The sequence below is a fragment of the Meiothermus ruber DSM 1279 genome (assembly GCF_000024425.1).
Lineage (GTDB): Bacteria > Deinococcota > Deinococci > Deinococcales > Thermaceae > Meiothermus > Meiothermus ruber.
Genome location: NC_013946.1, coordinates 145,609 through 166,121 on the forward strand (window position 1 = coordinate 145,609; position 20,513 = coordinate 166,121).

The 20,513-nt window shown below is 62.9% G+C and carries 25 protein-coding genes; 13 read left to right on the forward strand and 12 right to left on the reverse strand.

The genetic code is table 11. The features are described 5' to 3' along the window. Positions 1-5: 5 nt before the first annotated feature. The 7 genes from MRUB_RS00840 to MRUB_RS00870 all read right to left on the reverse strand — a co-directional run bounded on the left by MRUB_RS00840 (position 6) and on the right by MRUB_RS00870 (position 6,914). Complete coding sequence (locus tag MRUB_RS00840; protein WP_013012465.1) at positions 6-818, reverse strand: carbohydrate ABC transporter permease; 813 nt, start codon at positions 816-818, stop codon at positions 6-8. Continuing rightward, positions 815-1,939: a carbohydrate ABC transporter permease gene (locus tag MRUB_RS00845; RefSeq protein ID WP_013012466.1), complete on the reverse strand. Its 1,125-nt coding sequence runs from the start codon at positions 1,937-1,939 to the stop codon at positions 815-817. Before MRUB_RS00845 ends, MRUB_RS00840 begins: the two co-directional genes overlap by 4 nt. A 152-nt stretch (positions 1,940-2,091) precedes the next feature. Then, complete coding sequence (locus MRUB_RS00850) at positions 2,092-3,330, reverse strand: ABC transporter substrate-binding protein (protein WP_013012467.1); 1,239 nt, start codon at positions 3,328-3,330, stop codon at positions 2,092-2,094. Between the two features lie 20 nt (positions 3,331-3,350). Then, entirely contained in the window at positions 3,351-4,544 is a 1,194-nt protein-coding gene (locus tag MRUB_RS00855) for an ROK family transcriptional regulator (protein ID WP_013012468.1), read from the reverse strand. An 83-nt stretch (positions 4,545-4,627) separates the two neighbouring features. Further along, a complete protein-coding gene (gene dtd / locus MRUB_RS00860) occupies positions 4,628-5,092 on the reverse strand; it encodes a D-aminoacyl-tRNA deacylase (protein WP_013012469.1) in 465 nt (154 codons plus the stop codon). A 71-nt stretch (positions 5,093-5,163) separates the two neighbouring features. Then, on the reverse strand, positions 5,164-5,994 hold the full coding sequence (locus tag MRUB_RS00865) for a DegV family protein (protein WP_013012470.1): 831 nt from the start codon (positions 5,992-5,994) through the stop codon (positions 5,164-5,166). Positions 5,995-6,074: 80 nt separating this feature from the next. Continuing rightward, positions 6,075-6,914, reverse strand: coding sequence for a DegV family protein (locus MRUB_RS00870; protein WP_013012471.1), 840 nt, complete (start codon positions 6,912-6,914; stop codon positions 6,075-6,077). Positions 6,915-7,173: 259 nt separating this feature from the next. Here MRUB_RS00870 and serA point away from each other — a divergent pair, with 259 nt between their 5' ends. From serA to MRUB_RS00885, 3 genes are read left to right on the forward strand one after another with little or no spacing between them, the layout of a single operon-like run. Further along, positions 7,174-8,739: a phosphoglycerate dehydrogenase gene (gene serA / locus MRUB_RS00875; RefSeq protein ID WP_013012472.1), complete on the forward strand. Its 1,566-nt coding sequence runs from the start codon at positions 7,174-7,176 to the stop codon at positions 8,737-8,739. A gap of 27 nt (positions 8,740-8,766) precedes the next feature. Beyond that, complete coding sequence (locus MRUB_RS00880; RefSeq protein ID WP_015586260.1) at positions 8,767-9,825, forward strand: pyridoxal-phosphate-dependent aminotransferase family protein; 1,059 nt, start codon at positions 8,767-8,769, stop codon at positions 9,823-9,825. Between the two features lie 51 nt (positions 9,826-9,876). Further along, positions 9,877-10,680, forward strand: coding sequence for an SDR family NAD(P)-dependent oxidoreductase (locus MRUB_RS00885; RefSeq protein ID WP_013012474.1), 804 nt, complete (start codon positions 9,877-9,879; stop codon positions 10,678-10,680). A gap of 149 nt (positions 10,681-10,829) precedes the next feature. Here MRUB_RS00885 and mqnP read toward each other — a convergent pair whose 3' ends face one another. Both mqnP and MRUB_RS00895 read right to left on the reverse strand, forming a co-directional pair. Beyond that, a complete protein-coding gene (mqnP, locus tag MRUB_RS00890) occupies positions 10,830-11,690 on the reverse strand; it encodes a menaquinone biosynthesis prenyltransferase MqnP (protein WP_013012475.1) in 861 nt (286 codons plus the stop codon). Between the two features lie 33 nt (positions 11,691-11,723). Beyond that, on the reverse strand, positions 11,724-12,560 hold the full coding sequence (locus MRUB_RS00895) for a sulfurtransferase (protein WP_013012476.1): 837 nt from the start codon (positions 12,558-12,560) through the stop codon (positions 11,724-11,726). 69 nt (positions 12,561-12,629) lie between these two features. Here MRUB_RS00895 and acuI point away from each other — a divergent pair, with 69 nt between their 5' ends. The 3 genes from acuI to MRUB_RS00910 all read left to right on the forward strand — a co-directional run bounded on the left by acuI (position 12,630) and on the right by MRUB_RS00910 (position 14,724). After that, positions 12,630-13,610, forward strand: a complete 981-nt coding sequence (gene acuI / locus MRUB_RS00900; RefSeq protein ID WP_013012477.1) for an acrylyl-CoA reductase (NADPH) — start codon at positions 12,630-12,632, stop codon at positions 13,608-13,610. A 62-nt stretch (positions 13,611-13,672) separates the two neighbouring features. After that, on the forward strand, positions 13,673-14,314 hold the full coding sequence (locus MRUB_RS00905; protein ID WP_013012478.1) for a lysophospholipid acyltransferase family protein: 642 nt from the start codon (positions 13,673-13,675) through the stop codon (positions 14,312-14,314). A 107-nt stretch (positions 14,315-14,421) separates the two neighbouring features. After that, the gene (locus MRUB_RS00910; protein WP_013012479.1) at positions 14,422-14,724 is read left to right on the forward strand and encodes an HU family DNA-binding protein; all 303 of its coding nucleotides are present in this window, start codon (positions 14,422-14,424) and stop codon (positions 14,722-14,724) included. Positions 14,725-14,963: 239 nt separating this feature from the next. Here MRUB_RS00910 and MRUB_RS00915 read toward each other — a convergent pair whose 3' ends face one another. The 3 genes from MRUB_RS00915 to MRUB_RS00925 all read right to left on the reverse strand — a co-directional run bounded on the left by MRUB_RS00915 (position 14,964) and on the right by MRUB_RS00925 (position 17,064). Then, on the reverse strand, positions 14,964-15,407 hold the full coding sequence (locus tag MRUB_RS00915) for a hypothetical protein (RefSeq protein WP_013012480.1): 444 nt from the start codon (positions 15,405-15,407) through the stop codon (positions 14,964-14,966). 94 nt (positions 15,408-15,501) lie between these two features. Continuing rightward, positions 15,502-16,122, reverse strand: a complete 621-nt coding sequence (locus MRUB_RS00920; protein WP_013012481.1) for a nitroreductase family protein — start codon at positions 16,120-16,122, stop codon at positions 15,502-15,504. Positions 16,123-16,290: 168 nt separating this feature from the next. Beyond that, entirely contained in the window at positions 16,291-17,064 is a 774-nt protein-coding gene (locus tag MRUB_RS00925) for a pseudouridine synthase (RefSeq protein ID WP_013012482.1), read from the reverse strand. A gap of 213 nt (positions 17,065-17,277) precedes the next feature. Between MRUB_RS00925 and MRUB_RS15895 the strand changes: the two genes are divergently transcribed. From MRUB_RS15895 to MRUB_RS00955, 7 genes are all read left to right on the forward strand, one after another. Beyond that, entirely contained in the window at positions 17,278-17,445 is a 168-nt protein-coding gene (locus tag MRUB_RS15895; RefSeq protein WP_013012483.1) for a hypothetical protein, read from the forward strand. Next, positions 17,438-17,581 (forward strand): hypothetical protein, encoded by a 144-nt coding sequence (locus MRUB_RS15900; RefSeq protein ID WP_013012484.1) that lies wholly within the window; start codon positions 17,438-17,440, stop codon positions 17,579-17,581. Before MRUB_RS15895 ends, MRUB_RS15900 begins: the two co-directional genes overlap by 8 nt. A gap of 384 nt (positions 17,582-17,965) precedes the next feature. Beyond that, on the forward strand, positions 17,966-19,060 hold the full coding sequence (locus tag MRUB_RS00935) for a hypothetical protein (RefSeq protein WP_013012485.1): 1,095 nt from the start codon (positions 17,966-17,968) through the stop codon (positions 19,058-19,060). Between the two features lie 51 nt (positions 19,061-19,111). Then, positions 19,112-19,345 (forward strand): hypothetical protein, encoded by a 234-nt coding sequence (locus MRUB_RS00940; protein ID WP_013012486.1) that lies wholly within the window; start codon positions 19,112-19,114, stop codon positions 19,343-19,345. 230 nt (positions 19,346-19,575) lie between these two features. After that, the gene (locus tag MRUB_RS00945) at positions 19,576-19,938 is read left to right on the forward strand and encodes a BrnT family toxin (protein ID WP_015586263.1); all 363 of its coding nucleotides are present in this window, start codon (positions 19,576-19,578) and stop codon (positions 19,936-19,938) included. A gap of 4 nt (positions 19,939-19,942) precedes the next feature. Further along, on the forward strand, positions 19,943-20,131 hold the full coding sequence (locus MRUB_RS00950) for a hypothetical protein (RefSeq protein WP_015586264.1): 189 nt from the start codon (positions 19,943-19,945) through the stop codon (positions 20,129-20,131). Beyond that, the gene (locus MRUB_RS00955) at positions 20,124-20,498 is read left to right on the forward strand and encodes a hypothetical protein (RefSeq protein ID WP_013012490.1); all 375 of its coding nucleotides are present in this window, start codon (positions 20,124-20,126) and stop codon (positions 20,496-20,498) included. The genes MRUB_RS00950 and MRUB_RS00955 overlap by 8 nt, the downstream gene beginning before the upstream one ends. Positions 20,499-20,513: the final 15 nt, after the last annotated feature.

Sequence of the window (20,513 nt, forward strand, 5' to 3'; positions counted from 1 at the left end):
AACCCCTACCCCTTCACCGACCCCGCCAAAAGCCCCCGGATGAAGTAGCGGCCCAGGAAGATGTACACCAATAGCGTTGGTAGCGCTGCTAGCAAGGCGCCAGCCATGGGGAGGTTCCACTTGACCGCCTCGCCCCCCGCAAGCTGGGCCAGCGCCACCGTGATGGGCTGGTTGGCGGGGCTGCTCACCAGGGTTACGGCGAACAAAAACTCGTTCCAGATCTGCGTAAACTGCCAGATGATCACCACCACAAACCCCGGCACCGAGAGCGGAAACACGATGCGGCTGTAGATACCAAAGAACCCCGCGCCGTCGATGCGCCCGGCCTCGATCATCTCGTCGGGGATTTCGGCGTAGTAGTTGCGGAAGATCAGGGTGGTGATGGGCAGGCCGTACACCACGTGCACCAGAATCAGGCCCCACAGGCTGCCGCCCAGCCCAATCTCGCGCACAAACTGGAACAGGGGAATCAGCACCGCCTGATAGGGAATAAACATCCCAAAGAGCATCAGCGGGAAGACGATGTTGGCCCCGGGGAACTTCCATTTGGCCAGCACGTAGCCGTTCAAGGAACCCAGCAGGGCCGAGAGGATGGTGGCGGTGATGGTGAGGAAGAAGCTGTTCTGTAGCTTGGGTGCAAAGGCCGTCCAGGCCTGGGCAAAGCTCTCCCAGTACCAGACCTGCGGTAGCTGCCAGGTGCTGCTCAGGGTGATGGCCGAGGGCTCCTTGAACGCGGTGACGATGACCAAATACACCGGCAGCAGGAAAAACAGCGTAGCGATAAAGAGAATTGTGTATTGCAGGATGCGCCCAATCATCGCCGCACCTCGCTTTTGAGCTGGCTGTACAGGTAGGGCACAATCACGGCGGCTACCAGCAATAGCAGAATCATGCCGATGGCCGCGCCTTTAGCTATCTGGTTGGCCCGGAAGGTGGTCAGGTACATGAGCAGGGCTGGCACGTCGGTGGGGGCGTTGTCGGCCCCAGCCATGGCAAAGATCAGGTCGAAGATTTTGAGCGAGATATGGCCCAGGATAATCATGGCCGAGAGGGTGATGGGGGCCAGCAGCGGGAAGATCACGCGCTGGTAGAGCTGCCACTCCGAGGCCCCGTCCACCCGCGCGGCCTCGCGCAGCTCCTCGGGGATGCCGCGCAGCCCGGCCAGGTAGAGGGCCATGGTGTAGCCCGACATCTGCCAGACCGCGGCCAGAATGATGCCGATAAAGGCCAGGTTGAAGCCGTGGGGTTCGTCGTAGGGGAGGGGTTGCAGGCTACGGCCCAGGGTGAAGGCCCACAAGAGCAGCAGGGCTGCCGAGCCGGAGGCGATGTAACCCCGCCGCCGCTCACCCCCTCTAAAGGCTGTAATGGCGATAAAAATCAGCACGGCGCTCACCACCAGGGCGGTGATGAAGGGCAGGTCGTTCCAGCTCACCTGCCAGATTTGCTCGCGGCTGGTCAGCCAGGCAAACTCGCCCTTGGGCAGCCCCACCAGGGTGGGGAGCTGGTTAACGCCGCCTTCGGGCTGTAGCATCCAGCGCCAGATGGTGCCGGTTACGATGAACGAGAGCGACATGGGAAACAAAAAAATGGTGCGGAAAAACCCCTCGCCCCGGGGGCTTCGGTCGAGCACGATGGCCAGCCCCAGGCCCACGCTCAGGCAGCCCAGGATAAAAAACACCGTGAAGAAAAAGGTGTTGACCAAGTCCTGGCGGAAGCGGGAATCCACCAGACCCGTAAAGAGTTCGCGGTAGTTTTCAAAGCCGATGAAGCGAATCTGCGGGTTGGCCGAGAGGGCCTGGGCTGGGTCTTTGCCCCAGTCGGTGAGGGAGGTATAGAAGGTTTGAAAAATAAAACCGTACACGAAAATGCCCAGCAGCAGCAGCGAGGGCAGGATGACCAGGAAGCCGTACAGGGTATCTTTGTTGTTGAACCAGCGCATCTTCACCTCTGGGGCGGGTACTGCGGTTGAAGTAAAGTCCGCAATCTTAATTTGTTTGCCTAAAAAGGGGGCCCGCTGGGCCGCTTGTCTGGGGATTATACAAACAGAAAAGGAAAAGAGGGGCAGGCCCAAAGGGCCTGCCCCGGTGAAGCTTACTGACCCAGACGCACCTGGGTGGCGATGGCCTGGGCGGCGTTGGCCGCGGCCTGGGCGTTGCGGCTCGAGAGGTAGATTTCCATTACGGTGCCAAACTGGCTCATGAAGGACTCGGGGGCCACCGCGCCGTGCACCAGCGAGCCTACGATGCGGTTGGACTTCCAGTCGCGCATGGCCGACTGCAGGTAGGCGTTGTATTTGCTGGGGTCGGAGTCGGTGCGGGCGGCAATGGAGCCCTTGAGCGGGTTGAAGGTGTCCTGGCCTTCTTTAGAGCCCAAAAGCCGCAGCCAGTTGAGCACGTTGGTGCGGTTCTTTACGCCTTTGGGCAGGCCGAAGGAGTCGGAGAGCATCATAAACACGCCAGCGGTGCCGGGGGCGGGGGCCCAGCCGAAACCTTCACCGGGTTTGAGGCCCTTGGTGGTGGTCATGTAGCCGGCGGCCCAGTCGCCCATGATGTTGAAGGCGGCCCGGCCCTCGAGCACCCGGTCTATGGCTTGCTGCCAGCTCAGGCCCGAGGCGTCCTTGTTGGCGCAGTCCAGCACCCGGCCAAAGGTGTTCCACACCGCCACTGCTTTGGGGTCGTTGAAGCGCAGCTTACCGGTCCAGAGGTTGGCGTAGTCGGTGGCGCCCAGCACGCCCAGGGCCACCGACTCCCACAGGTGTTGTTGCGTCCAGTTCTCGCCCAGGGCCAGGGGGGCCTCGAGGCCCTTGCTCTTCAGGGTCTGGCAGACGGTCAGGAACTCGGCCCAGGTTTTGGGCGGCTGCACCCCCCATTCGCGCAGCTTGGCCGGAACGTACCACATCACGTTGGAGCGGTGGATGTTGACCGGCACGCTGTAGATCTTGCCCTTGTAGGAGAGCAGGTCAATGAGCCCCTTGGGGAACTTGGTCATCCAGCCCTCCTGGTTGAACAGGGGGGTCAGGTCTTCCATGCGGTCGGCCACCACCCAGGTGCCGATCAGCTCCTGCCCGGCATGCACCTGGAAGCTATCGGGGGGGTCGCCGCCCAGCATACGGGTCTTGAGCACGGCCCGGGCATTCACGCCGGAGCCGCCGGTGACGGTGGCGTTGATGACCTCTACGTTGGGGTAGCGCTTCTTGTACAGGTCAATCAGGGCTTGCAGGGCGGGGCCTTCGTCGCCGGCCCACCAGGAAAAGATCTCCAGCTTTCCCGATTGGGCCAGCCCCGCGGTGCCGAGGGCCAGGGCTGCCAGGGTTAGGAACAGCTTCTTCATGTATGTCCTCCTATCAGGTGCTATACGCCAATGGTTGACCGGGTTCCCAGGGGGGAGATTGGCGGGCTCCACTCCCCGGTTCCACCATTTGCTAAAAAGCGCTGCAGCACCAGGGCCGCAGCGCCCATAGCCGGAGCCAGATGTCCGAACGCGCTGGGCTTTACGGGTATTTCGGCGTGTTCGGGGATAAAAGCCAGGTTGTGAATGGTCTGGCGCAGGGGGGCCTCGAGCCACTTCCAGGCCTCGGCCCCGGCCCCGCCCAGCACCACCACCGCTGGGTCGAAGGCGACGCACAGGTTGACCACAAAGCGCCCCAGTTCGTAGGCCAGGTTTTGCAGGGCCTGCAGGGCGTAGGGGTCTTGGTGCTCGGCCCGCTGCAGGATACCCCAGAAGCCTTCTTTGCGGTTGCTGGCGGCCTGGTAGCGCTCCACCATGGCCCGCAGCGATAGGGTTCCCTCCACGTCCCCAGCCCGGCTGCGGCTGTGGGGCTGGCCGGTGAGCCAGTGGCCCAGCTCACCGGCGGCCCCCAGCCGGCCCCGGTAGACCTGGCCGTCCACCACCAGGCCGGTGCCCAGGCCGGTGGTCATGAGCACGTAGACCAGGGGGCTTTGCTGCTCGCCCCAGAAGGTTTCGCCCAGGGCGGCGGCGTTGGCATCGTTGTCTACCAGGGTGGGTACTTTGAGCAGGGCCTCGAGCATCTCTGCGGGCTGCTCGTTGTGCCAGCCGGGGCCTGGTGCATAAAGCAGTCTGCGACCGTTAACCACCCCTGGGACGGCCAGCCCGATCCCCAGCAGCCGGGTGGGGTCGGAAAGCCGGCTTTGCACCTGTTCGGCCAGCTTGGTTAGCCGCTCGGCCAGCGGGGTGTGGGGGCTTTCAACCCAGTCCCATTTGTCGTGGATGGTGTTGTTCAGGTCGAGCAGCACAAGCTGCGTGTTTTCCACGCCCAGCTCGACCCCCAGGGCCAGGGTGTGCCGGGGAGAGAACTCGAGCGCGGTGCCTGGGCGGCCCAGGCCCGGCTTGTGGCGGCTGCCTTCGTCCAGCAAGCCCTCCTCCAGCATCTCCTGCACCAGCGTGGAGACCGTGCTCTTGGTAAGACCCACCGCCCGGGCCAGCGCGGCCCGGCTTTGTGGGCCATGGCGGCGCAGGGCCTCCAGGATCAGGCGGCGGTTGAGCCGCTTGATGGCTTGCTGGTCAAGGGGGGTGGTGCGGGCCATGGCACGTTTTCAACAAACTGGGTTACTTAGTAAGTTTAGCGAACGAACTATATCCCAGCCCGCCCGGCACTGTCAATCGTTGGTCAAGTCCGCCGGGGTGAAAGCCGCTCGGCAGAGTCGAGCCACAGGGTGACCGGGCCGTCGTTGATCAGGTGCACCTGCATATGGGCCTGGAAGACCCCGGTTTCAACCGGCAAGCCCTGCCCAGCTAGTAAATCGCAAAACTGCTCGTACAGGCGCCGGCCCACCGCTGGCGGTGCTGCTTCTACAAAGCTGGGCCGGTTGCCCCTGCGGGTATCGCCATAGAGGGTGAACTGCGAGACCACCAGCACCCCGCCCCCCACATCGGCCAGCGCCAGGTTCATCTTGCCTTCGGCATCGGCAAAGACTCGCAAACCAGCAATTTTGCGGGCCAGGTAGGCGGCATCCTCGAGGGTGTCGTGCTGACCGACCCCCAGCAGCACCAACAGCCCCCGCCCAATCTGCCCGACGATATGGCCGTCTACCTCTACACTGGCCTGGGAAACCCGCTGAACCACCGCACGCACGGCTCAACAATAACAAGGGGGCAGGGAAAAGGCGAGGGGCTTTACCCTTGCAATAAACTGCGTGCTAGGGCTTAGCGGGGGGCTGCAAACAACGCCACCGTGCCGGGGCCGGTATGAGCCGCCACCGCCGGGCCGCACGCGCGCACGTCCTCGACGATCACGCCTTCCTGGCTGATTAGCCTGCGCAACTCCTCGGCCCCCTGGGGGTTGTAGGCGTGGGCCAGCACCACCCGGGCTCCTTCGGGGAAGGCTTTGTGGAAGGCCTCGGCAAGCTGCTGCAAACCCCTGTGCCAGCCCCGGGCCCGCTCAAGGGGCCGCACCAGCCCGTCCCGAACCTCCAGCACCGGCAGCAGCTTCAAAAGCGAGCCGATGAAATGCTGCAGTCCGCCGATGCGCCCGCCCCGGTGCAGGTACTCCAGCGTGGCCGGCAGCACGAAGCCGCGTATGCGCTGCACCAGCGGCGCGATGGCCTCTTCCAGCCGATCCCAGGGCACCCCCGCGGCCAGCTTGCGCCGCACTTCCTCGATCACAAAAGAAAGCCCGCCGTTCAGGGTCAGGCCGTCAATCACCTTGACGCGGTTGCCAAATTGTTCGGCCACCTTGCGGGCGGTCGAATAGGTGCCCGAGAGCTTGCTGGAGACGTGCACCGAGACGATGCGGTCGAATTTCTCGAGCAAAGCTTTATACAAAGCTTCCAGATCGGCTGCCGAAACCTGGCTGGTGCTTACCTTCTTGCCCGCGAGCTGGGCCTGGATTACCTGGTCGGGGGTCATCTCGAGGTAGTCGCGGTAGCTCTGGCCCTCGAGGATGACCTGCTGGGGAACCAGGTAGATGCCTCGCTCGAGGGCTTCTTGCGGTGAAAGGCCCAGGGTCGAGTCGGCCACGAAGGCGGTGCGTTCCATGGTTACCTCCTGGCTGGCGGATTTAATCCAGCATACCAGAAGTCCTCCCCCAGCCAGATTGGCCGCAAAGCGGGGCTGGCCTAGAGGCTGTAGGCATAGAACCCGTACACCCCCGGCCCGGTATGGGTCGAGATCACCCCGCCGATGCTGGTAGTGAGGCGTTCCTCCAGGGGCAGCCCGGCGGCCTGCACGGCGGCCTTGAAGGCGGCCAGGTCGCTTTCTTCGGCGTTGTAGAGGTAGTAGATGCGGATTTTCTGGCGGCCTGCAGCCCAGCTTTTGAGGGCTTCGACCATCTCGGCCAGGGCTTTCTTCTCACCCCGGGCCCGGCCTGCGGCCTCTACCCGCCCATCTTTCAGAGTCAGGATCGGCTTGATGCCCAATAGGCTGCCCAGCAGGGCCTGGGCCCCGCCGATGCGCCCGTTTTTCTTGAGGTAGTCCAGGGTAGCCAGGGTAAAGCGCACCGTGTGGTCGGCGCGGATGCGCTCGAGCTCCACCAAGACCTGCCCCAGGTCGGCCCCCTGGTCGAGCAGCTCCTTGGCCCGCTCGACCATCATCCCAATGCCCATGCTGGCGGCCTGGGTATCGAAGATGGTCACCTTGCCCGGAAACTCCTGGCTGGCGAGCTGGGCCGACTGCACGGTGCCGGAAAGTTTGGAGGAGATGTGAATCGAGAGCACGTGATCGGCTTTCTGCAAGGCCCGCTCGTAGGCCAGCTTGAAGTCGGTGGGGGAGGGCTGGCTGGTGCTGGGCATTCCGGCCCCGGCCTTAACCCCTTCGAAGATATCGCTGGGGGTAATCTCAACCCAGTCCTTGTGGATTTTGCCCTTGAAGTTGACGTATAGAGGCACTATTTCGACGCCCATCTCGGCGGCGCGGCTCTGTAGGTCGGAGGTCGAGTCGGTTACGATGGCTATTTTCATCTTGGCTCCTGTTTCTGATCGTGCGCCCATCCGGGCCACCAGCGCCCTTGCGGGTCTGGTTGGGGAGTGGGCGAGGTGAAAAGCAGCACTTCTTCGTGGTGTAAGTCTAGCACAGGCTTTTATCCTTGCAAAAGCAAGGCTTTGAGCCATTGCTGGGCTTTTATATTGTGCCAAACCACACAAAATGATAAGGTTTGAGGCGTGCTGCTTGGGGGCAAGCGTCCCCAACCCATCCCAAAAACAACCGAGGGCCAGAGCTATGTGGAAAGTGCTAGTGACCGACGAGATGCGGCTGGGGGAGGTTAAGCACCCCCAGGTACGCCTGGACTACAAGCCCGGCATGGCGCGGGAGGAGCTGCTTCAGGTGATTGGCGCCTACGATGCCCTGATTACCCGCAGCCGCACCCAGGTGGACGCCAGGGTGCTGGAGGCCGGGGTCAACCTGAAGGTGGTGGGCCGGGGTGGGGTGGGGGTGGACAATGTAGACCTGGAAGCCGCCTCCCGCCGGGGCATCCTGGTGGTGAATGTGCCCGAGGCCAACACCCGCTCCGCCGCCGAGCTGGCCTGGGCTCTGTTGCTGGCTACGGCGCGGGGCCTGGTGGAGTCCGATCAGAAAATCCGGCAGGGCCAGTGGGATCGCAAGTACCTGGGCCTCGAGCTCAACCACAAGACCCTGGGCATCGTGGGCCTGGGGCGCATTGGGGGGCAGGTGGCCAAGTTCGCCAAGGGCTTCGATATGCGGGTGCTGGCCTACGACCCCTACATCCCGCGCAGCCGCGCCCAGACCCTGGGGGTCGAGCTTTTCGACGACCTGGCCGATATGCTGCGCCAGTGCCACTTCCTGACCGTGCACACCCCCCTCACCGAGGAGACCCGCGGCCTGATTGGCCGCCGCGAGCTCTACCTGCTGCCCAAAGGGGCGGTGGTGGTGAATGCCGCGCGGGGCGGCATTGTGGATGAAAAGGCCCTGGTGGAGGTTTTGAACGACGGACACCTGTGGGGGGCCGGGCTGGACGTGTTTGTGGAGGAGCCCCCCAACGCCGAACACCCCCTGGTACACCACCCCAAGGTGGTGCACACCGCCCACCTGGGGGCCAACACCATAGAGGCCCAGGAGCGGGTGGGGGAGGCGGTGCTCGAGCGGGTCATCGAGACCCTGCAGGGCAACCTGGCCCATGCCCTCAACACCGGCTTCGACGCCGAGGGCCTGCAACTCTTCTCGGCCTGGTTGCCGCTGGGTGAGGCTCTGGGCAAGCTGCTGGCCCAGATCACCCAGGGCCGTCCCCAGGCGGTGGAGGTCTCGTACTACGGCGATTTCGAGAAAAACCCCGATCCCATCGCCTCGGCGGTGGCCAAGGGCCTGCTGGAGCAGGTGCTGGAGGCTGGGGCTATCAACCTGGTCTCGGCCCGGCCGCTGCTGCGCGACCGGGGCATTGCGCTGGTGACCCGGCAGGTGCAGGAGCCGCTCGATTACCGCCAGGTGCTGGAGGTGCGCCTCGAGACCGACAAAGAGACCCGCAAGGTGCGGGGCGCGGTGCTGGGCGGCAAGCCCCGCATCGTGGGCATTGACGACCACACGGTGGAGGCGGTGCCCAGGGGCTTTATGCTGGTCTGCATCAACCGCGACCGGCCTGGGGTGGTGGGCAAGGTGGGCACCCTGCTGGGCGAGAACAACATCAACATCGCGGGTATGCAGCTCGGTCGCGACAACCCCGGCGGCAAAGCCCTGTTTGTGCTGGCTATTGACGAACGGCCCGGCGAGGCGGTGCTCTCGGCCCTGCGCGGGCTGGATGTGCTGGAGCGGGTGGATTTGGCCGAGCTGTAGCGTATGCCCAGCGATAAAATACCTGGCATGTACCGCCCCCGCCTGCTCACCCCCGGCCCGGTGGAACTCCACCCCAGGGCCCTCGAGGCCCTCGCCCGCCCACAGCTTCACCACCGCAGCGACGCGGCCCGACAGGTTTTCCTCCAGGCCAAGACCGGCCTCGAGGCCGCCTTCAAAACCCAGGGCCAGGTCTTGCTGCTCACCGGCTCCGGCACCGCCGCCATGGACGCCCTGGTGCAGAACCTCTTTGCACCGGGGGCGCGGGTGCTGGTGCCGGTGCACGGCAACTTCTCCGAGCGCTGGGCCAAAATTGCCCAGCAGGCCGGGCTAGAGGTAGTGCGCCTGGAGCTCGAGTGGGGCCGGGTGGTGCGCCCGGAGCACCTGGAAAGCGCCCAGGGCCCCTTCGACGGCCTGCTCCTGACCCACTCCGAGTCCTCGACCGGGGCCCTCAACGACGTGCGCACCCTGGCCCAGGCCTTCAAGGCCCGCTTCCCCGAGGGGCTGGTGGTGGTGGACGCTATCACCAGCCTGTTTGTAAGCGAGTTCGAGCTGGAGGGCTGGGGCCTGGACGCTGCCGCCTGTGGCTCGCAAAAAGGCATCATGTGCCCCCCAGGGCTGGGCTATGCGGCCCTCTCGCCCCGTGCGATCGAGCACCTCAAGCCTCGAGGCTTCTACCTGAACCTGGCCTCCGAGCTCAAGGTGCAGAGCACGGGCGAGTCGGCCTGGACGCCGGCCATCAACCTGGTGGCTGCCACCGCCGCGGTGCTGGCGGAACTGCTGCCCCGGCTGCCCGAGCACATCGCCCTCAAACAGCAGCAGAACGAGATCCTCTACGCCACCGGCCAGGAGCTTGGGCTAAAACCCGTGCCCGAGGTAAAAAGCCCCGCCACCACCTGCTTTTACCTGCCCGAGGGGGTGAGCTACGCCCAGGTCAAAGAGGCCTTCGCCGCGCGGGGTGCGACCATTATCGGCGGGCAGGGCCAGCTCAAGGGCAGGGTCTTTCGCCTCTCGCTGATGGGTTACTCCGACCTGTACGATGCGTATGCGGTGGCCCATATGATGCGCGAGGCCCTGCGCTTCGATTAGACGAAGGGTGGGCTTGGGCCGTAAAAATTCGAGACCCACAAAGGAGGTGGCATGAAAGTTCAAGGCAAAGTGGTGGTGGTCACGGGCGGTGGCAGCGGCATGGGGCGGGCGCTGGTCTTGCGGCTGCTTAGCAAAGGGGCCCGGGTGGCGGCGGTGGATCTCAACGCGGCCAGCCTGCAAGAAACCGCCCAACTGGCCCAGGCCGCCGAGCGGCTCTCAACCCACGTGCTCAACATCACCCAGCGCGAGGCGGTGGAGGCCCTGCCTGCCGAGGTGATGGCCCGGCATGGGGCGGTGGACGGCCTGATCAACAACGCCGGCATTATCCAGCCCTTTGTGCGGGTCAACGACCTGGATTACGGTGCCATCGAGCGGGTCATGAACGTCAACTTTTACGGCACCCTGTACATGACCAAGGCCTTTTTGCCGCACCTTTTGCAGCGCCCCGAGGCGCATATTGTGAACATCTCGAGCATGGGTGGCTTCCTGCCGGTGCCGGGGCAGAGCGTGTACGGGGCCTCCAAGGCAGCGGTCAAGCTGCTGAGCGAGGGCCTGTTCGCCGAGCTGCTCGACACCCCGGTGCGGGTGACGGTGGTTTTTCCGGGGGCGGTGTCCACCAACATCACCGTCAACTCGGGGGTGGCGATCCGGGCCGCCGAGGGCCGCCAGCCGGCAGCCAGGCCCCTCGAGCCCGAGCGGGCTGCCCAGATTATCGTGGAGGGCATGGAACAGAACCGCTTCCGGGTGCTGGTGGGCTCGGATGCCCGGCTGATGGACTTCCTCTACCGCCTGTCCCCCGAGCGGGCCGCCCGCTTTATCTACCGGCAGATGCGCTCACTCTTGGGGGCTTCCTGAGGCTGGAGGGCTTATACGCATTTCGGTAGTATCGTTCAATGTGGCAAGCCTAAACGATACTACCGAAAGGCTTTTCTACTCCCTTCGGTCGGCTTGAATCCTTCACCTCTGCCTACGCAGGGCGGTGAAGGATTCAAGCAAAAACGGTATTAGAACCAGGTGTCCAGCAGAATTACCGCCAGCATCCCCAGGCTCACCACCACATTAGCCTGGAAGAAGGCCTGGTCTACCTTGCTCAGGTCATTGGGCCTCACCAGCTGATGCTCGTACCACAGCACCCCGCCCACCGCCAGCACCCCCACAAAGTAGGGCCAGCCCGCGCCGCAGAGCAGGCCGGTTAGCAGAAAAAAACCGAAGGTGAGGGCGTGGCAGGCCTGGGCGATGCGCAGGGCAGCAGGGAGGCCGAAGCGGGCCGGCACGCTGTGGATGCCGTTCTCGCGGTCGAACTGGTAGTCCTGGGTGGCGTAGAGGATGTCGAAACCGGCCAGCCAGAAGGCCGTACCGGCCCAGAGGGCGAACAAAGCGGGTTCAAAAGCCCCGGTAACGGCAATCCAGCCCCCGGCGGCGGCGGCCCCGATGGTCAGGCCCAGCCAGAAGTGGCACAGCCAGGTGAAGCGCTTGGTGTAGCTGTAGCCCACCAGAAAAAACACCGCCACCGGCAGCAGCTGGGCGGTGAGGGGGTTGAGGTTGAAGGCGGCCAGGGCCAGTAGCAGCAGGCCCACCACCGCCAGGGCCAGCACCTCGGCGGGTTTGACCAGCCCCCGGGGGAGGTGGCGTCCGGCGGTGCGGGGGTTGGCGGCGTCAATGGCCCGGTCAATCAGGCGGTTGAGGGCCATGGCCCCGGTGCGGGCCCCCACCATGGCCACCGTAACCCAGGCGAACACCTCCCAGCCCGGCCAGCCCCGGGCGGCCAGCAGCATGCCGCCGTAGGCAAAGGGGAGGGCGAAGAGGGTGTGCTCGAAGCGGACGAGCTCGAGGTAGGTTTTGAACCGGTGCGAGATAACCTGCATATCCTGAAGGCCAGTTTACCCTGGGCCGGGGGTTTATTCTGGGCCCCTGGCTACCGGACGGCTGGGGTCGGAGACCCAGTCGCTCCAGGAACCGGCGTAGAGCCGGGCCTGTTTGCCCGCTAGCTCCAGCGCCAGCACATTGGCCGTGGCCGAGACACCCGAGCCGCAGTAGACGATAATCTCGCCCTCGAGACCCTCGAAACGTTTTCGCTGTTCTTCGGCGGGTTTGAACCTGCCCGAGGCCTCCAGGCTGTCCAGCCAGTTGCGGTTGATGGCCCCCGGAATGTGGCCGGCCACCGGGTCTATGGGCTCCACCTCGCCCCGGTAGCGCTCGGGGGCCCTGGAATCTATCAGCACCGTACCTGCCGGGCGATGGGCTACAAAATTGGCGTCCACCACCATCTCGGGCTGGGGGTGGGGCTTGAAGGTGGTGGGGGCATACTCAACCGCCGCGGTAGAAACCTCGTAACCCGCTGCTCGCCAGGCCCCGATGCCGCCGTCCAGCACGGCCACCTGCCCGTGGCCCAGCCAGCGCAGGAGCCACCACAGGCGCGGGGCATACATGCCGCCCACGGGGGGGTCGTCGTAGGCCACCACAAAATGCTCGTTGCCGATGCCGGCCCTGCCCAGGGTCTGGGCCAGGGCCTCCGGGGTGGGCAGGGGATGGCGGCCCCCCCGGCGGTCGGGCCGCACCGGCGCCGAGAGGTCTTGCTCCAGGTCGAGAAACAGAGCGCCAGGGAGGTGCCCGGCTGTGTAGGCCTGCCGACCGGCTGAGGGGTCTTGCAGGGAAAAACGACAGTCCACAATCCGGAGCCGCTCGTCGCCTAGGTGTTCGTGCAGCCATTGGGCGCTGACCAGTGGAGAAGGCATGCCAACAGCCTAACACTGCCAGCGGAGACGGATTGTGCTTGCCCAGCGCCCATCGGGTAATCTAGGGCCATGCAAACCTTCAAGGCACTGGTGGTGGAATCGGGCGACCCCTACACCGCCCAGATCCGGCAGGCCCGCCTGGACGAGCTGCCGCCGGGTGAGGTGCTGGTGCGGGTGGCCTACAGCAGCCTCAATTACAAGGACGGCCTGGCCATTACCGGCGCGGGCAAGGTGATCCGCAATTTCCCCATGGTTCCGGGCATTGACCTGGCCGGCACGGTGCTGGAGTCGGCCTCGCCGGAGTACAAACCCGGCGACCCGGTGATCCTGACCGGCTGGGGGGTGGGGGAGCGGCACTGGGGCGGGCTCTCGGAGCTGGCTCGAGTGCGCGGGGAGTGGCTGGTGCCCCTGCCCGAAGGGCTCACCCTAAAGCAGGCCATGGGCATTGGCACCGCGGGTTTTACCGCCATGCTGGCGGTGATGGCCCTCGAGGCCCATTCCATAGACCCCGCCAGAGAAGTGTTGGTCACCGGTGCAGCCGGGGGGGTGGGCAGCCTGGCCGTGGCGTTGCTGGCCCAGCGGGGTTACCGGGTGGTGGCCTCCACGGGCCGCCTGAGCGAAGAAACCTATCTGAAGTCGTTGGGCGCCAGCGAGATTCTGGATCGCGCGGTGCTCAGCGCGCCTGGCAAACCCCTCGAGTCCGAACGCTTTGGCGGGGCGGTGGACACCGTGGGCGGGGCGGTGCTGGCCGGGGTGCTGCCGCGCATGGCCTACGGCGGCAGCGTGGCGGCCTGCGGCAACGCCGGTGGGGCGAAGCTCGAGACCACCGTCTTCCCCTTTATTCTGCGCGGGGTTAACCTGCTGGGCATTGACTCGGTGATGTGCCCCAAAGAGAAGCGCCTCCTGGCCTGGCAGCGCCTGGCCCGCGAACTGCCCAAGCCCTTGCTGGAAGCCACCCTGCAAACCGTAAGCCTGGAGGAAGTACCGGTGCTGGCCCAGGCCATCCTGCAGGGTCGGGTGCGGGGGCGGGTGGTGGTAAAGCTGGACTGAACTCCCTTCTCTCGTGTTTGCGCGGTGCTCAAACCGGGCTTTGTGCTTATGATGGTTGGGCCATGTACGAGTACGGCTTGGGCGTGTACAAGGTCTGTAAGGTGATTGCGCGCTTCTTGCTTCAGGTCTTGTTTGGCCTGAAGGTGGAAGGGGCCGAGAAAATTCCCAAGGAAGGCCCGGTGATACTGGCCTCCAATCACATGTCCTTTCTCGATCCGGTGGTAATGGGGGTGGCCTGCCCTCGGGTGGTGAGCTACATGTCGCGCGACGATGTGTTCAACTATCCCATCCTGCGCTGGCTTTTGCCGCGCCTGTACGTGATTCCGGTCTCGAGGGGTTCGGGGGACTTGGGGGCGATTAAAGCCGCTATCCGCGTGCTCAAAAACGGCATGGCCTTTGGCATCTTCCCCGAGGGGCGCCGCAGCCGTACCGGTTTTATCGAGCCCTTCAAGACCGGCGCGGCGGCCATTGCCCTGCGCACGGGCGCGGTGATTGTTCCAGCCGCCATCATCGGCAGCGATAAAGCCTGGCCGGTGGGCAAAGGGCCGCGCCTGCGCCGCGGGGTTCGGGTGGTCTTCGGGGATCCCCTCGTGCTACCTCCTGGCAAGCCCGATCACCAGACTTTGGAGGAGGTCACTCATCGGCTCGAGGCCGCTGTGACCGCACTTTTGCCCCCCGAGTACCACAGAAAACCCACGGTTTAGGCATTCTGTCTGAAACGAAATTGCCTCGAACACTGCTCTGGTGCTTGCAATTTGTAGATTAGCTGTGATACACTCCGTGCTGAAGGGAAAACATAGGAGGTAACAATATGGCACGAGCCGCAGCAAAGAAAACCAAGACCAAAGCCGATCTGATTGACCAGGTAGCCGCTACCGCCGGTTTGAAGAAGAAGGATGCCAAGGCCGCTGTAGACGCTTTCCTGAGCAAGGTCGAAGAAGCCCTCAAGGCCGGTAATAAAGTGCAGTTGACCGGCTTCGGTACCTTCGAGGTGCGCAGCCGTAAAGCCCGCACCGGCGTGAAGCCTGGCACCACCCAAAAAATCAAGATTCCTGCTTCTAAGTACCCTGCCTTCAAACCTGGCAAAGCCCTGAAGGAAACCGTCAAGAAATAAACTGGCAGTCCCTTCCAATAGAGGAGGCTAAGGCCTCCTCTATTGATTTCTATATCGACGCGCACTTCGGCAGTATCGTTTACTTCAGCAAGCCTGAAAGATACTGCCGAAGTGCTTTTCTACTCCCTTCGGTTAGCTTGAATCCTTCACCCCTGACTGCGTGTGGCGGCGAATGATTCAAGCGGAAACGGTATGAGTGGATCGATTGAGCAGCCTTTGGTTTTTCTATCAGTAAAAGTTCACCCGAGGCGCAGTAGAGGCCGCCACCAGGGGACGGCCAGCAACACCAGGGCTACGCTCAGCCCGTACCAGATCAGGGCTTGGCGGTGCTTGAGCAGGGCGTCGGCGGCTTTTTTGACGCGGACGTTGCCCAGATGCGCCAGTATCACGGCGGCGAGCATCAGCACCCAGTGTTCGGCGATAAAAAAGCGGGTTTGGCTGTTTTGCATGGCCGCGCCAGGGTTGTTCAGCGCGCTTTGAACAAAGGGACTCAGCAGCATCAACAGAATACCCAGAAGCAGTTGAAGATCCATCAGACCGGTATACACCTGGCCGGCGCGGCGATCGGCGGCAGTATAGGTGTGGTTTTTGAGCCCCATGATGCTCCGATAGATCAGGTACACAGCGGCGAGCAGCACCAGCCAGCGGGCGATGTTGTGGAAAGAGAGTAGAAACTCGTACATACCTTTATCCTACAGCCCGATGGATGCAGCCAGGCCGGCAAAAAGGCGCCAGCTTGGCTGATAAAAACACACGCACCAATGTCATGCGCGCTGGCTACTGCCAGCGCACCACCCGCTGTAGGTTGTGGCGGTGGTGCTCAAAACCGGCTTCATCGGCGATGCCAATCGGTAGCAGCGCGGTGATGGCAACATGTGGGGGTAAGTTCAGAATTTCTTTTACCTTGCTGGCATTGAACCCACCCATCGGTACGGTGTCATAGCCATACGAGCGAGCAATCAACATCAGGAAAGCCAGCAGAATAAAGCCCTGGGCCTTACCCCAGTTTTCGCGCTCCTCGTCGCTTTTGCTTTCCCAGGCTTTGCGCAGATTGGCGGCCCGAAGTTGTTTTTGCTCCTCGGAAAAGCCCGGATGAAAGATTTCTTCTACGTGCTCGAGGGTGTCCTTCATATCGCTGTATACCACCAGCACGGCAGGGGCCGAGCTGACCTGGGCCTGGTTGTTGGCGGCTTCGCGCAGACGCTCTTTGAGTTCGGGATTCTGCACCACCACCACCCGCCAGGGCTGGAGGTTGTTGGAGCTGGGCGCTTTGAGCGCCAGTGACAGGATTTCCTCGAGCACTTCTTGGGGAATGGGCTGGGGTTTGAACTTGCGGATGCTACGACGGGTAAGCACCGCGTCTTTGACCGAGAGGATGCGCTGGCCTACTGCTTCCATACAGGGGCTCACTCTACCGGATGGGCCTCAACCAACCATGCTTCACTTTACAATTTATAGCTTAGGGGTTTGGGGCCTGGGCTGGGGCTTTTTTGCATACCACTTTTCATTTTTGAATAGTCTGCTATAATTATCTTTAGCGCGGGAGATATCCCGCCTATTTTATTTTCAGCCGGGCAAGCCAACCACCTCGTAGAGGGCTTTGATCTCATCTGGGGTAAGTTGGCGGCTGGCCCCAGGGGGCAGGTTGGGCGGAAGTTGGAGAGGCCCAAAGGCCAGGCGTTTGAGGTAGGTTACCTGGTTGCCGCGAGCGGCGAACATTCGTTTGACCTGGTGAAACCGGCCCTCGCGGAGGACGAGCTCGACCTTACGAGGGTCGGGGCCCAGGTACAGCTCTGCTGGCTGAAGTGGTTCGCCCTCGAGCTCGAGCGTACCCGCTGCAAAGACCGCGACATCCTCGGGGGTTGCGGGGCTGGCTAACTCCACGTAATAGCGCTTGGTTACCTTCCAGCGCGGATGGGTGAGCCGGTGCAATAGCTCACCGTCGGTGGTGAGCAGCAAAAGGCCCTCGGTATCTTTGTCCAGGCGACCCACGGGCATCCAGTCGTTGCGCCAGAATTCTTCGGGCAGGAGGGCCGTGATGGGGGTGCCGCTGGGGTCTTTGGTGGAGGTGATGTAGCCGGCGGGTTTGTTGAGCAGAAGGTAGAAGAATTTTTGATATACCAGCGGCTCCCCAGCCACCTCGATGTGGGCCTGGCTGGGGTCAAACTTAAAGCCTGCATCGGCGACGATCTTGCCGTTGATGGTAATCAGGCCTGCTCGAGCCAGCCGGTGTATCTCTTTGCGGCTGCCCACGCCCAGGTGCCCCAGCACTTTGTCTAAACGCTCGTAGGCCATGTTAAATAAAAAACCCCCGATTACCGGGGCTGATAGTATCAGCATACACCCATATACGCTATGCGTCAAGGCTATGCAGGCCTGCGGGGGTAAGCTAACGCAAACCCCCGGACAGTTCCTAGGAAGGAAGCTGTCCAGATGCCCAAAAATCGCCAAGACGATAATCTCACAAGCCCTGCAAGACCCCAACCTGTAGACCCCCCTACAACCAGGAACTATTTCGAGGCCCTTGCTCGCGCATCTGCGTGCAAGGCGGCTGTGGATGAGGCGCTGCTGACCAACGACATGGCAATGCTCGAGGCCCGCCTGGCTATGTTTGCCCAGGCCCGGCGTGAGCTGGTGGCGGCTCGGGCTGCATTGTTTACCGAAACAGCCCGTTGGGTGCGGGCCATGTTCCGCCCCTGGAAGGGAGTGCGGTATGGATAGGGCCCAGCTCGCCTACCAAATCTGGCTGGCCCAGCTAGCCCTATACCGCTCTCGCTTGCAGGTGCACGAGCTGTTCTTTGTTACCGAGTACCTCGAGTTCACCCGAGAGAAAAGCCGGGAGGTGTACCGTGCCTAGCCCCACCTCCCCTTACGCCCAACAAGATGAACAGTTCAGAAAGCTGCTTGAGCAGGTACATCACGCCACCCAGCAACCGGGTGTGAAATTCCTGGCGCTGATACGCAAGCGCTACCAGGGGGCCATCATCTGGGTCTGTGCCTCCACCTCCAAGGCCCCCCAGTACGCCGAAATCTGGGGCACTGGCGAGTCACCCCTCGAGGCCCTCCTCGACCTGGTCGAGCTGCTGGGTATGGTGCCGGCCTCTCCACCGGAACAAGGGGGCACACCCACTATACAAAATGAAGCTTGTCCCTCACGCAAAAATCGAGGCTCTGTAAGCCACGCTAAGGCCCCTCGCAGAGGTGGCCCAGGGTCTACCACCGGAGAAAGGGGTGATCGGGCATGACCGCACCCCGCCCATCCATCGAATCCCCAGCCTTCAGCAACCTCAAGGCCGACCTGGCCGCCAACCCGCCCAAGGTACGCAAGACCATAGACTACTACCGACAGCAAATCGCCCTTGAGGCCAGGGAACGCCACAAGCTCAACCAACAATCCTTTGAGCTATACAGCCACCTGCTAAACGCCGCCTTGCTGTGGCTGGGGCACAAGCGACTCTCTACCCTGCCAAAACAGGTTACTTTGCACGCCCCTCTCGAGCAGGTGGCCCTGGACTTCGGGGTGCACCGCCACACCATCAAGCACTGGCTACGGCCCCTGGTACAGGCTGGCCTGGTGGTCTACCGGCCTCAGAAGGTCACAGCCTGGGGCCGCACCTGCCATACCGGCACGGTCTGGTTCGTGAGCCTTGACCCCACCCGTAAAGCCCGCCTGATCTGGAGCGACATGAAAGAAACCTACCGCAACCTGGAGCAGGATAAAGCCAACGGAAAGCTGTCCTACACGGTGATTCGACATACAAAAGAAAGTGGACAGTTAGGATTGGATGCAGGTCTTCTTAACTGGGCGATCCCCTCCAGATCTATCCAACCCGAGAATAATCTGTATGTCGAAAACTCGTCCAGCACGGTAGAAGTGCTATTTGAAGTCGAGTTTGCCAGCCGAAAAGAGGTGGGCGAGGTGGTGGAGCGGGCGGCCAGGGCTATCCTGGCGGCTCTGGGCGACGACCCCAGGCGGTTTGGGGGGTGGTGCTGGTTGCTCTGGCAGGCCCGCCGGCTGGCCGATGTGGGGCAGAGCATTTTTACGCGTCTGTATGAGCAAATCCGACGAGGCATGGATGCCCGCGAGCGCGGCCGGCTCAACAACCCGGCAGCCTACACCCGCCACCTGCTGGACGAAACCGGGCTGCTGGACATGCTACGGAACGCTCCGGTGCGTCGGTGGCCTACCTGGGAGGGCGGTCATGAACATCTACCAGCAAAAAGCCGCCTGGCGGATGCTATCCGACATTCGTATCGGTCTGCGGCTGTACACCGGCCTCGAGCCCCACACCAGCACCCGCCACCGCATCCACAGCGGCTACCGACTGGCTCTTAACAGGGCCCGGCAACTGGTGGCCCTGCTGGAAAGCCTGGAAAAGGAGCATGCATGGCAAAACCTGGCCGAAAACTAGGCTACCGCACCCCCAATAGCCTGCTGACCTACCCCATCCTGGAGAACCTGTATCTGATGGGTTACAGCTCTGATAAAGCTGCACAGATCGTGCGAGAACTGGGCTACACCTGTAGCAACCATACCGCCTGGAGGCGCTGGAAGGAGTTTGAGCGTAAGCACCCCGAGGCCCTATTGCGGTACGGCCAACCCAAACGGGAGGTTGTGTGATTGCTTTTGGTTTGCTTTTTGTCCTGGTCGTGGCAGTGGTTTGGCTGGGGCCGGAGAACACCTTTTGGCAGGCCGTGTTCCTGGCTGCACTGGCCGTTGCTATTGGATTGTGGATATCCACAGCGCTCAACACCCTCAGGAGGAAGTAAGTGCGCCGGCACATTGAGCGCGTCTTGCAAGCCGGCCCAGCGACGCTCGAAGAGATCGCCAGTCGGTTGTAGGTTACCCCTGTGGAGGTGCTAAATCAGATGGAACGGGCCGGCACAGTTTTGGAGATGGGGGGCTACTGGTCTTTGCTGCCATCAGCAGATAAAAACTGGGAGCCCAATGTAATCATCACCGCCGAAATAGAGGGCAAGATCAGGCGCAAGCACAACGTGAGGCCCCAGGAGGTGCACCAGGCTCTTGCCGATCCCAAGCGGCGCAGCAGGCCCGTAATGAGCGAGGGGGAAAACCCGGTGGCTCTTGTGGTGGGCAGCACCGACGCTGGGCGCAAGCTCACAATGATTGTGATTTTGCTGCCCGACAGCTTGTATCTGGTATCGGCTCGAACTGCTAGGGCCAGAGAAATCGCTGAGGTACACTATGAGTAGAGCCATGGCTAGAACCACCTCCAAAACCCCCCGCAAAGTTAAGGTGCCCCGCCGTCTGACCCAAGGGCCCGAACAACTGGGCCCCCTTGCCGACTGGGTCGATCGGCACAGCACCCGGCTGGAGCTGGGCCCGATTGACCCGGAGCTTGACCGGCAGATCACCCACCGCCTAACCAAGCCGCGCTATGAATGATGCACCCCCTTTTACAACCCGTCGCAGGGCTACCTATGAACGCTCGCTAGCCTACCGTTTGGGCCTGCGGGCCTGTGCCAAGCGGAATAGCCTATCGCCTGCTGAGATCGAGCACCGCCACATCCTCGAGGTCATTACCGGCTCCGCCGAGGCTGCCGAGTACCTGGCCCACGAGTTCCCCACCCTGTACGCCCTGGCCCAGTTTGGTAGCCGTTACGGGTTCAAGCGGCTGGAGTTCTGCCCAGGGATCAGTTACGCGGCCATTGGCAAGCTGGAGGTGTGGCTCGAGTCCCAGGGCCGCGTAGGGATGCAGCTCACGGTGGCGCATGGTTCGGATTGGCCAAAACGAAAACATCGGAGGGGGTGAGCGGCTTTTCAAACT

What these genes read in the sequence shown, in the direction of transcription:
- serA (WP_013012472.1), top strand. Translation starts at nt 7,174, where the DNA reads ATGTGGAAAGTGCTAGTGACCGACGAGATGCGGCTGGGGGAGGTTAAG.
- MRUB_RS00925 (WP_013012482.1), bottom strand. Translation starts at nt 17,064, where the DNA reads ATGCTGATACTATCAGCCCCGGTAATCGGGGGTTTTTTATTTAACATG.
- MRUB_RS00935 (WP_013012485.1), top strand. Translation starts at nt 17,966, where the DNA reads ATGACCGCACCCCGCCCATCCATCGAATCCCCAGCCTTCAGCAACCTC.
- MRUB_RS00850 (WP_013012467.1), bottom strand. Translation starts at nt 3,330, where the DNA reads ATGAAGAAGCTGTTCCTAACCCTGGCAGCCCTGGCCCTCGGCACCGCG.
- acuI (WP_013012477.1), top strand. Translation starts at nt 12,630, where the DNA reads ATGCAAACCTTCAAGGCACTGGTGGTGGAATCGGGCGACCCCTACACC.
- MRUB_RS00910 (WP_013012479.1), top strand. Translation starts at nt 14,422, where the DNA reads ATGGCACGAGCCGCAGCAAAGAAAACCAAGACCAAAGCCGATCTGATT.
- MRUB_RS00840 (WP_013012465.1), bottom strand. Translation starts at nt 818, where the DNA reads ATGATTGGGCGCATCCTGCAATACACAATTCTCTTTATCGCTACGCTG.
- mqnP (WP_013012475.1), bottom strand. Translation starts at nt 11,690, where the DNA reads ATGCAGGTTATCTCGCACCGGTTCAAAACCTACCTCGAGCTCGTCCGC.
- MRUB_RS00845 (WP_013012466.1), bottom strand. Translation starts at nt 1,939, where the DNA reads ATGCGCTGGTTCAACAACAAAGATACCCTGTACGGCTTCCTGGTCATC.
- MRUB_RS00905 (WP_013012478.1), top strand. Translation starts at nt 13,673, where the DNA reads ATGTACGAGTACGGCTTGGGCGTGTACAAGGTCTGTAAGGTGATTGCG.
- MRUB_RS00920 (WP_013012481.1), bottom strand. Translation starts at nt 16,122, where the DNA reads ATGGAAGCAGTAGGCCAGCGCATCCTCTCGGTCAAAGACGCGGTGCTT.
- MRUB_RS00955 (WP_013012490.1), top strand. Translation starts at nt 20,124, where the DNA reads ATGAATGATGCACCCCCTTTTACAACCCGTCGCAGGGCTACCTATGAA.
- MRUB_RS00865 (WP_013012470.1), bottom strand. Translation starts at nt 5,994, where the DNA reads ATGGAACGCACCGCCTTCGTGGCCGACTCGACCCTGGGCCTTTCACCG.
- MRUB_RS00915 (WP_013012480.1), bottom strand. Translation starts at nt 15,407, where the DNA reads ATGTACGAGTTTCTACTCTCTTTCCACAACATCGCCCGCTGGCTGGTG.
- MRUB_RS00950 (WP_015586264.1), top strand. Translation starts at nt 19,943, where the DNA reads ATGGCTAGAACCACCTCCAAAACCCCCCGCAAAGTTAAGGTGCCCCGC.
- MRUB_RS00855 (WP_013012468.1), bottom strand. Translation starts at nt 4,544, where the DNA reads ATGGCCCGCACCACCCCCCTTGACCAGCAAGCCATCAAGCGGCTCAAC.
- MRUB_RS00870 (WP_013012471.1), bottom strand. Translation starts at nt 6,914, where the DNA reads ATGAAAATAGCCATCGTAACCGACTCGACCTCCGACCTACAGAGCCGC.
- MRUB_RS00885 (WP_013012474.1), top strand. Translation starts at nt 9,877, where the DNA reads ATGAAAGTTCAAGGCAAAGTGGTGGTGGTCACGGGCGGTGGCAGCGGC.
- MRUB_RS00880 (WP_015586260.1), top strand. Translation starts at nt 8,767, where the DNA reads ATGTACCGCCCCCGCCTGCTCACCCCCGGCCCGGTGGAACTCCACCCC.
- MRUB_RS00895 (WP_013012476.1), bottom strand. Translation starts at nt 12,560, where the DNA reads ATGCCTTCTCCACTGGTCAGCGCCCAATGGCTGCACGAACACCTAGGC.
- MRUB_RS00940 (WP_013012486.1), top strand. Translation starts at nt 19,112, where the DNA reads ATGGCAAAACCTGGCCGAAAACTAGGCTACCGCACCCCCAATAGCCTG.
- MRUB_RS15900 (WP_013012484.1), top strand. Translation starts at nt 17,438, where the DNA reads ATGGATAGGGCCCAGCTCGCCTACCAAATCTGGCTGGCCCAGCTAGCC.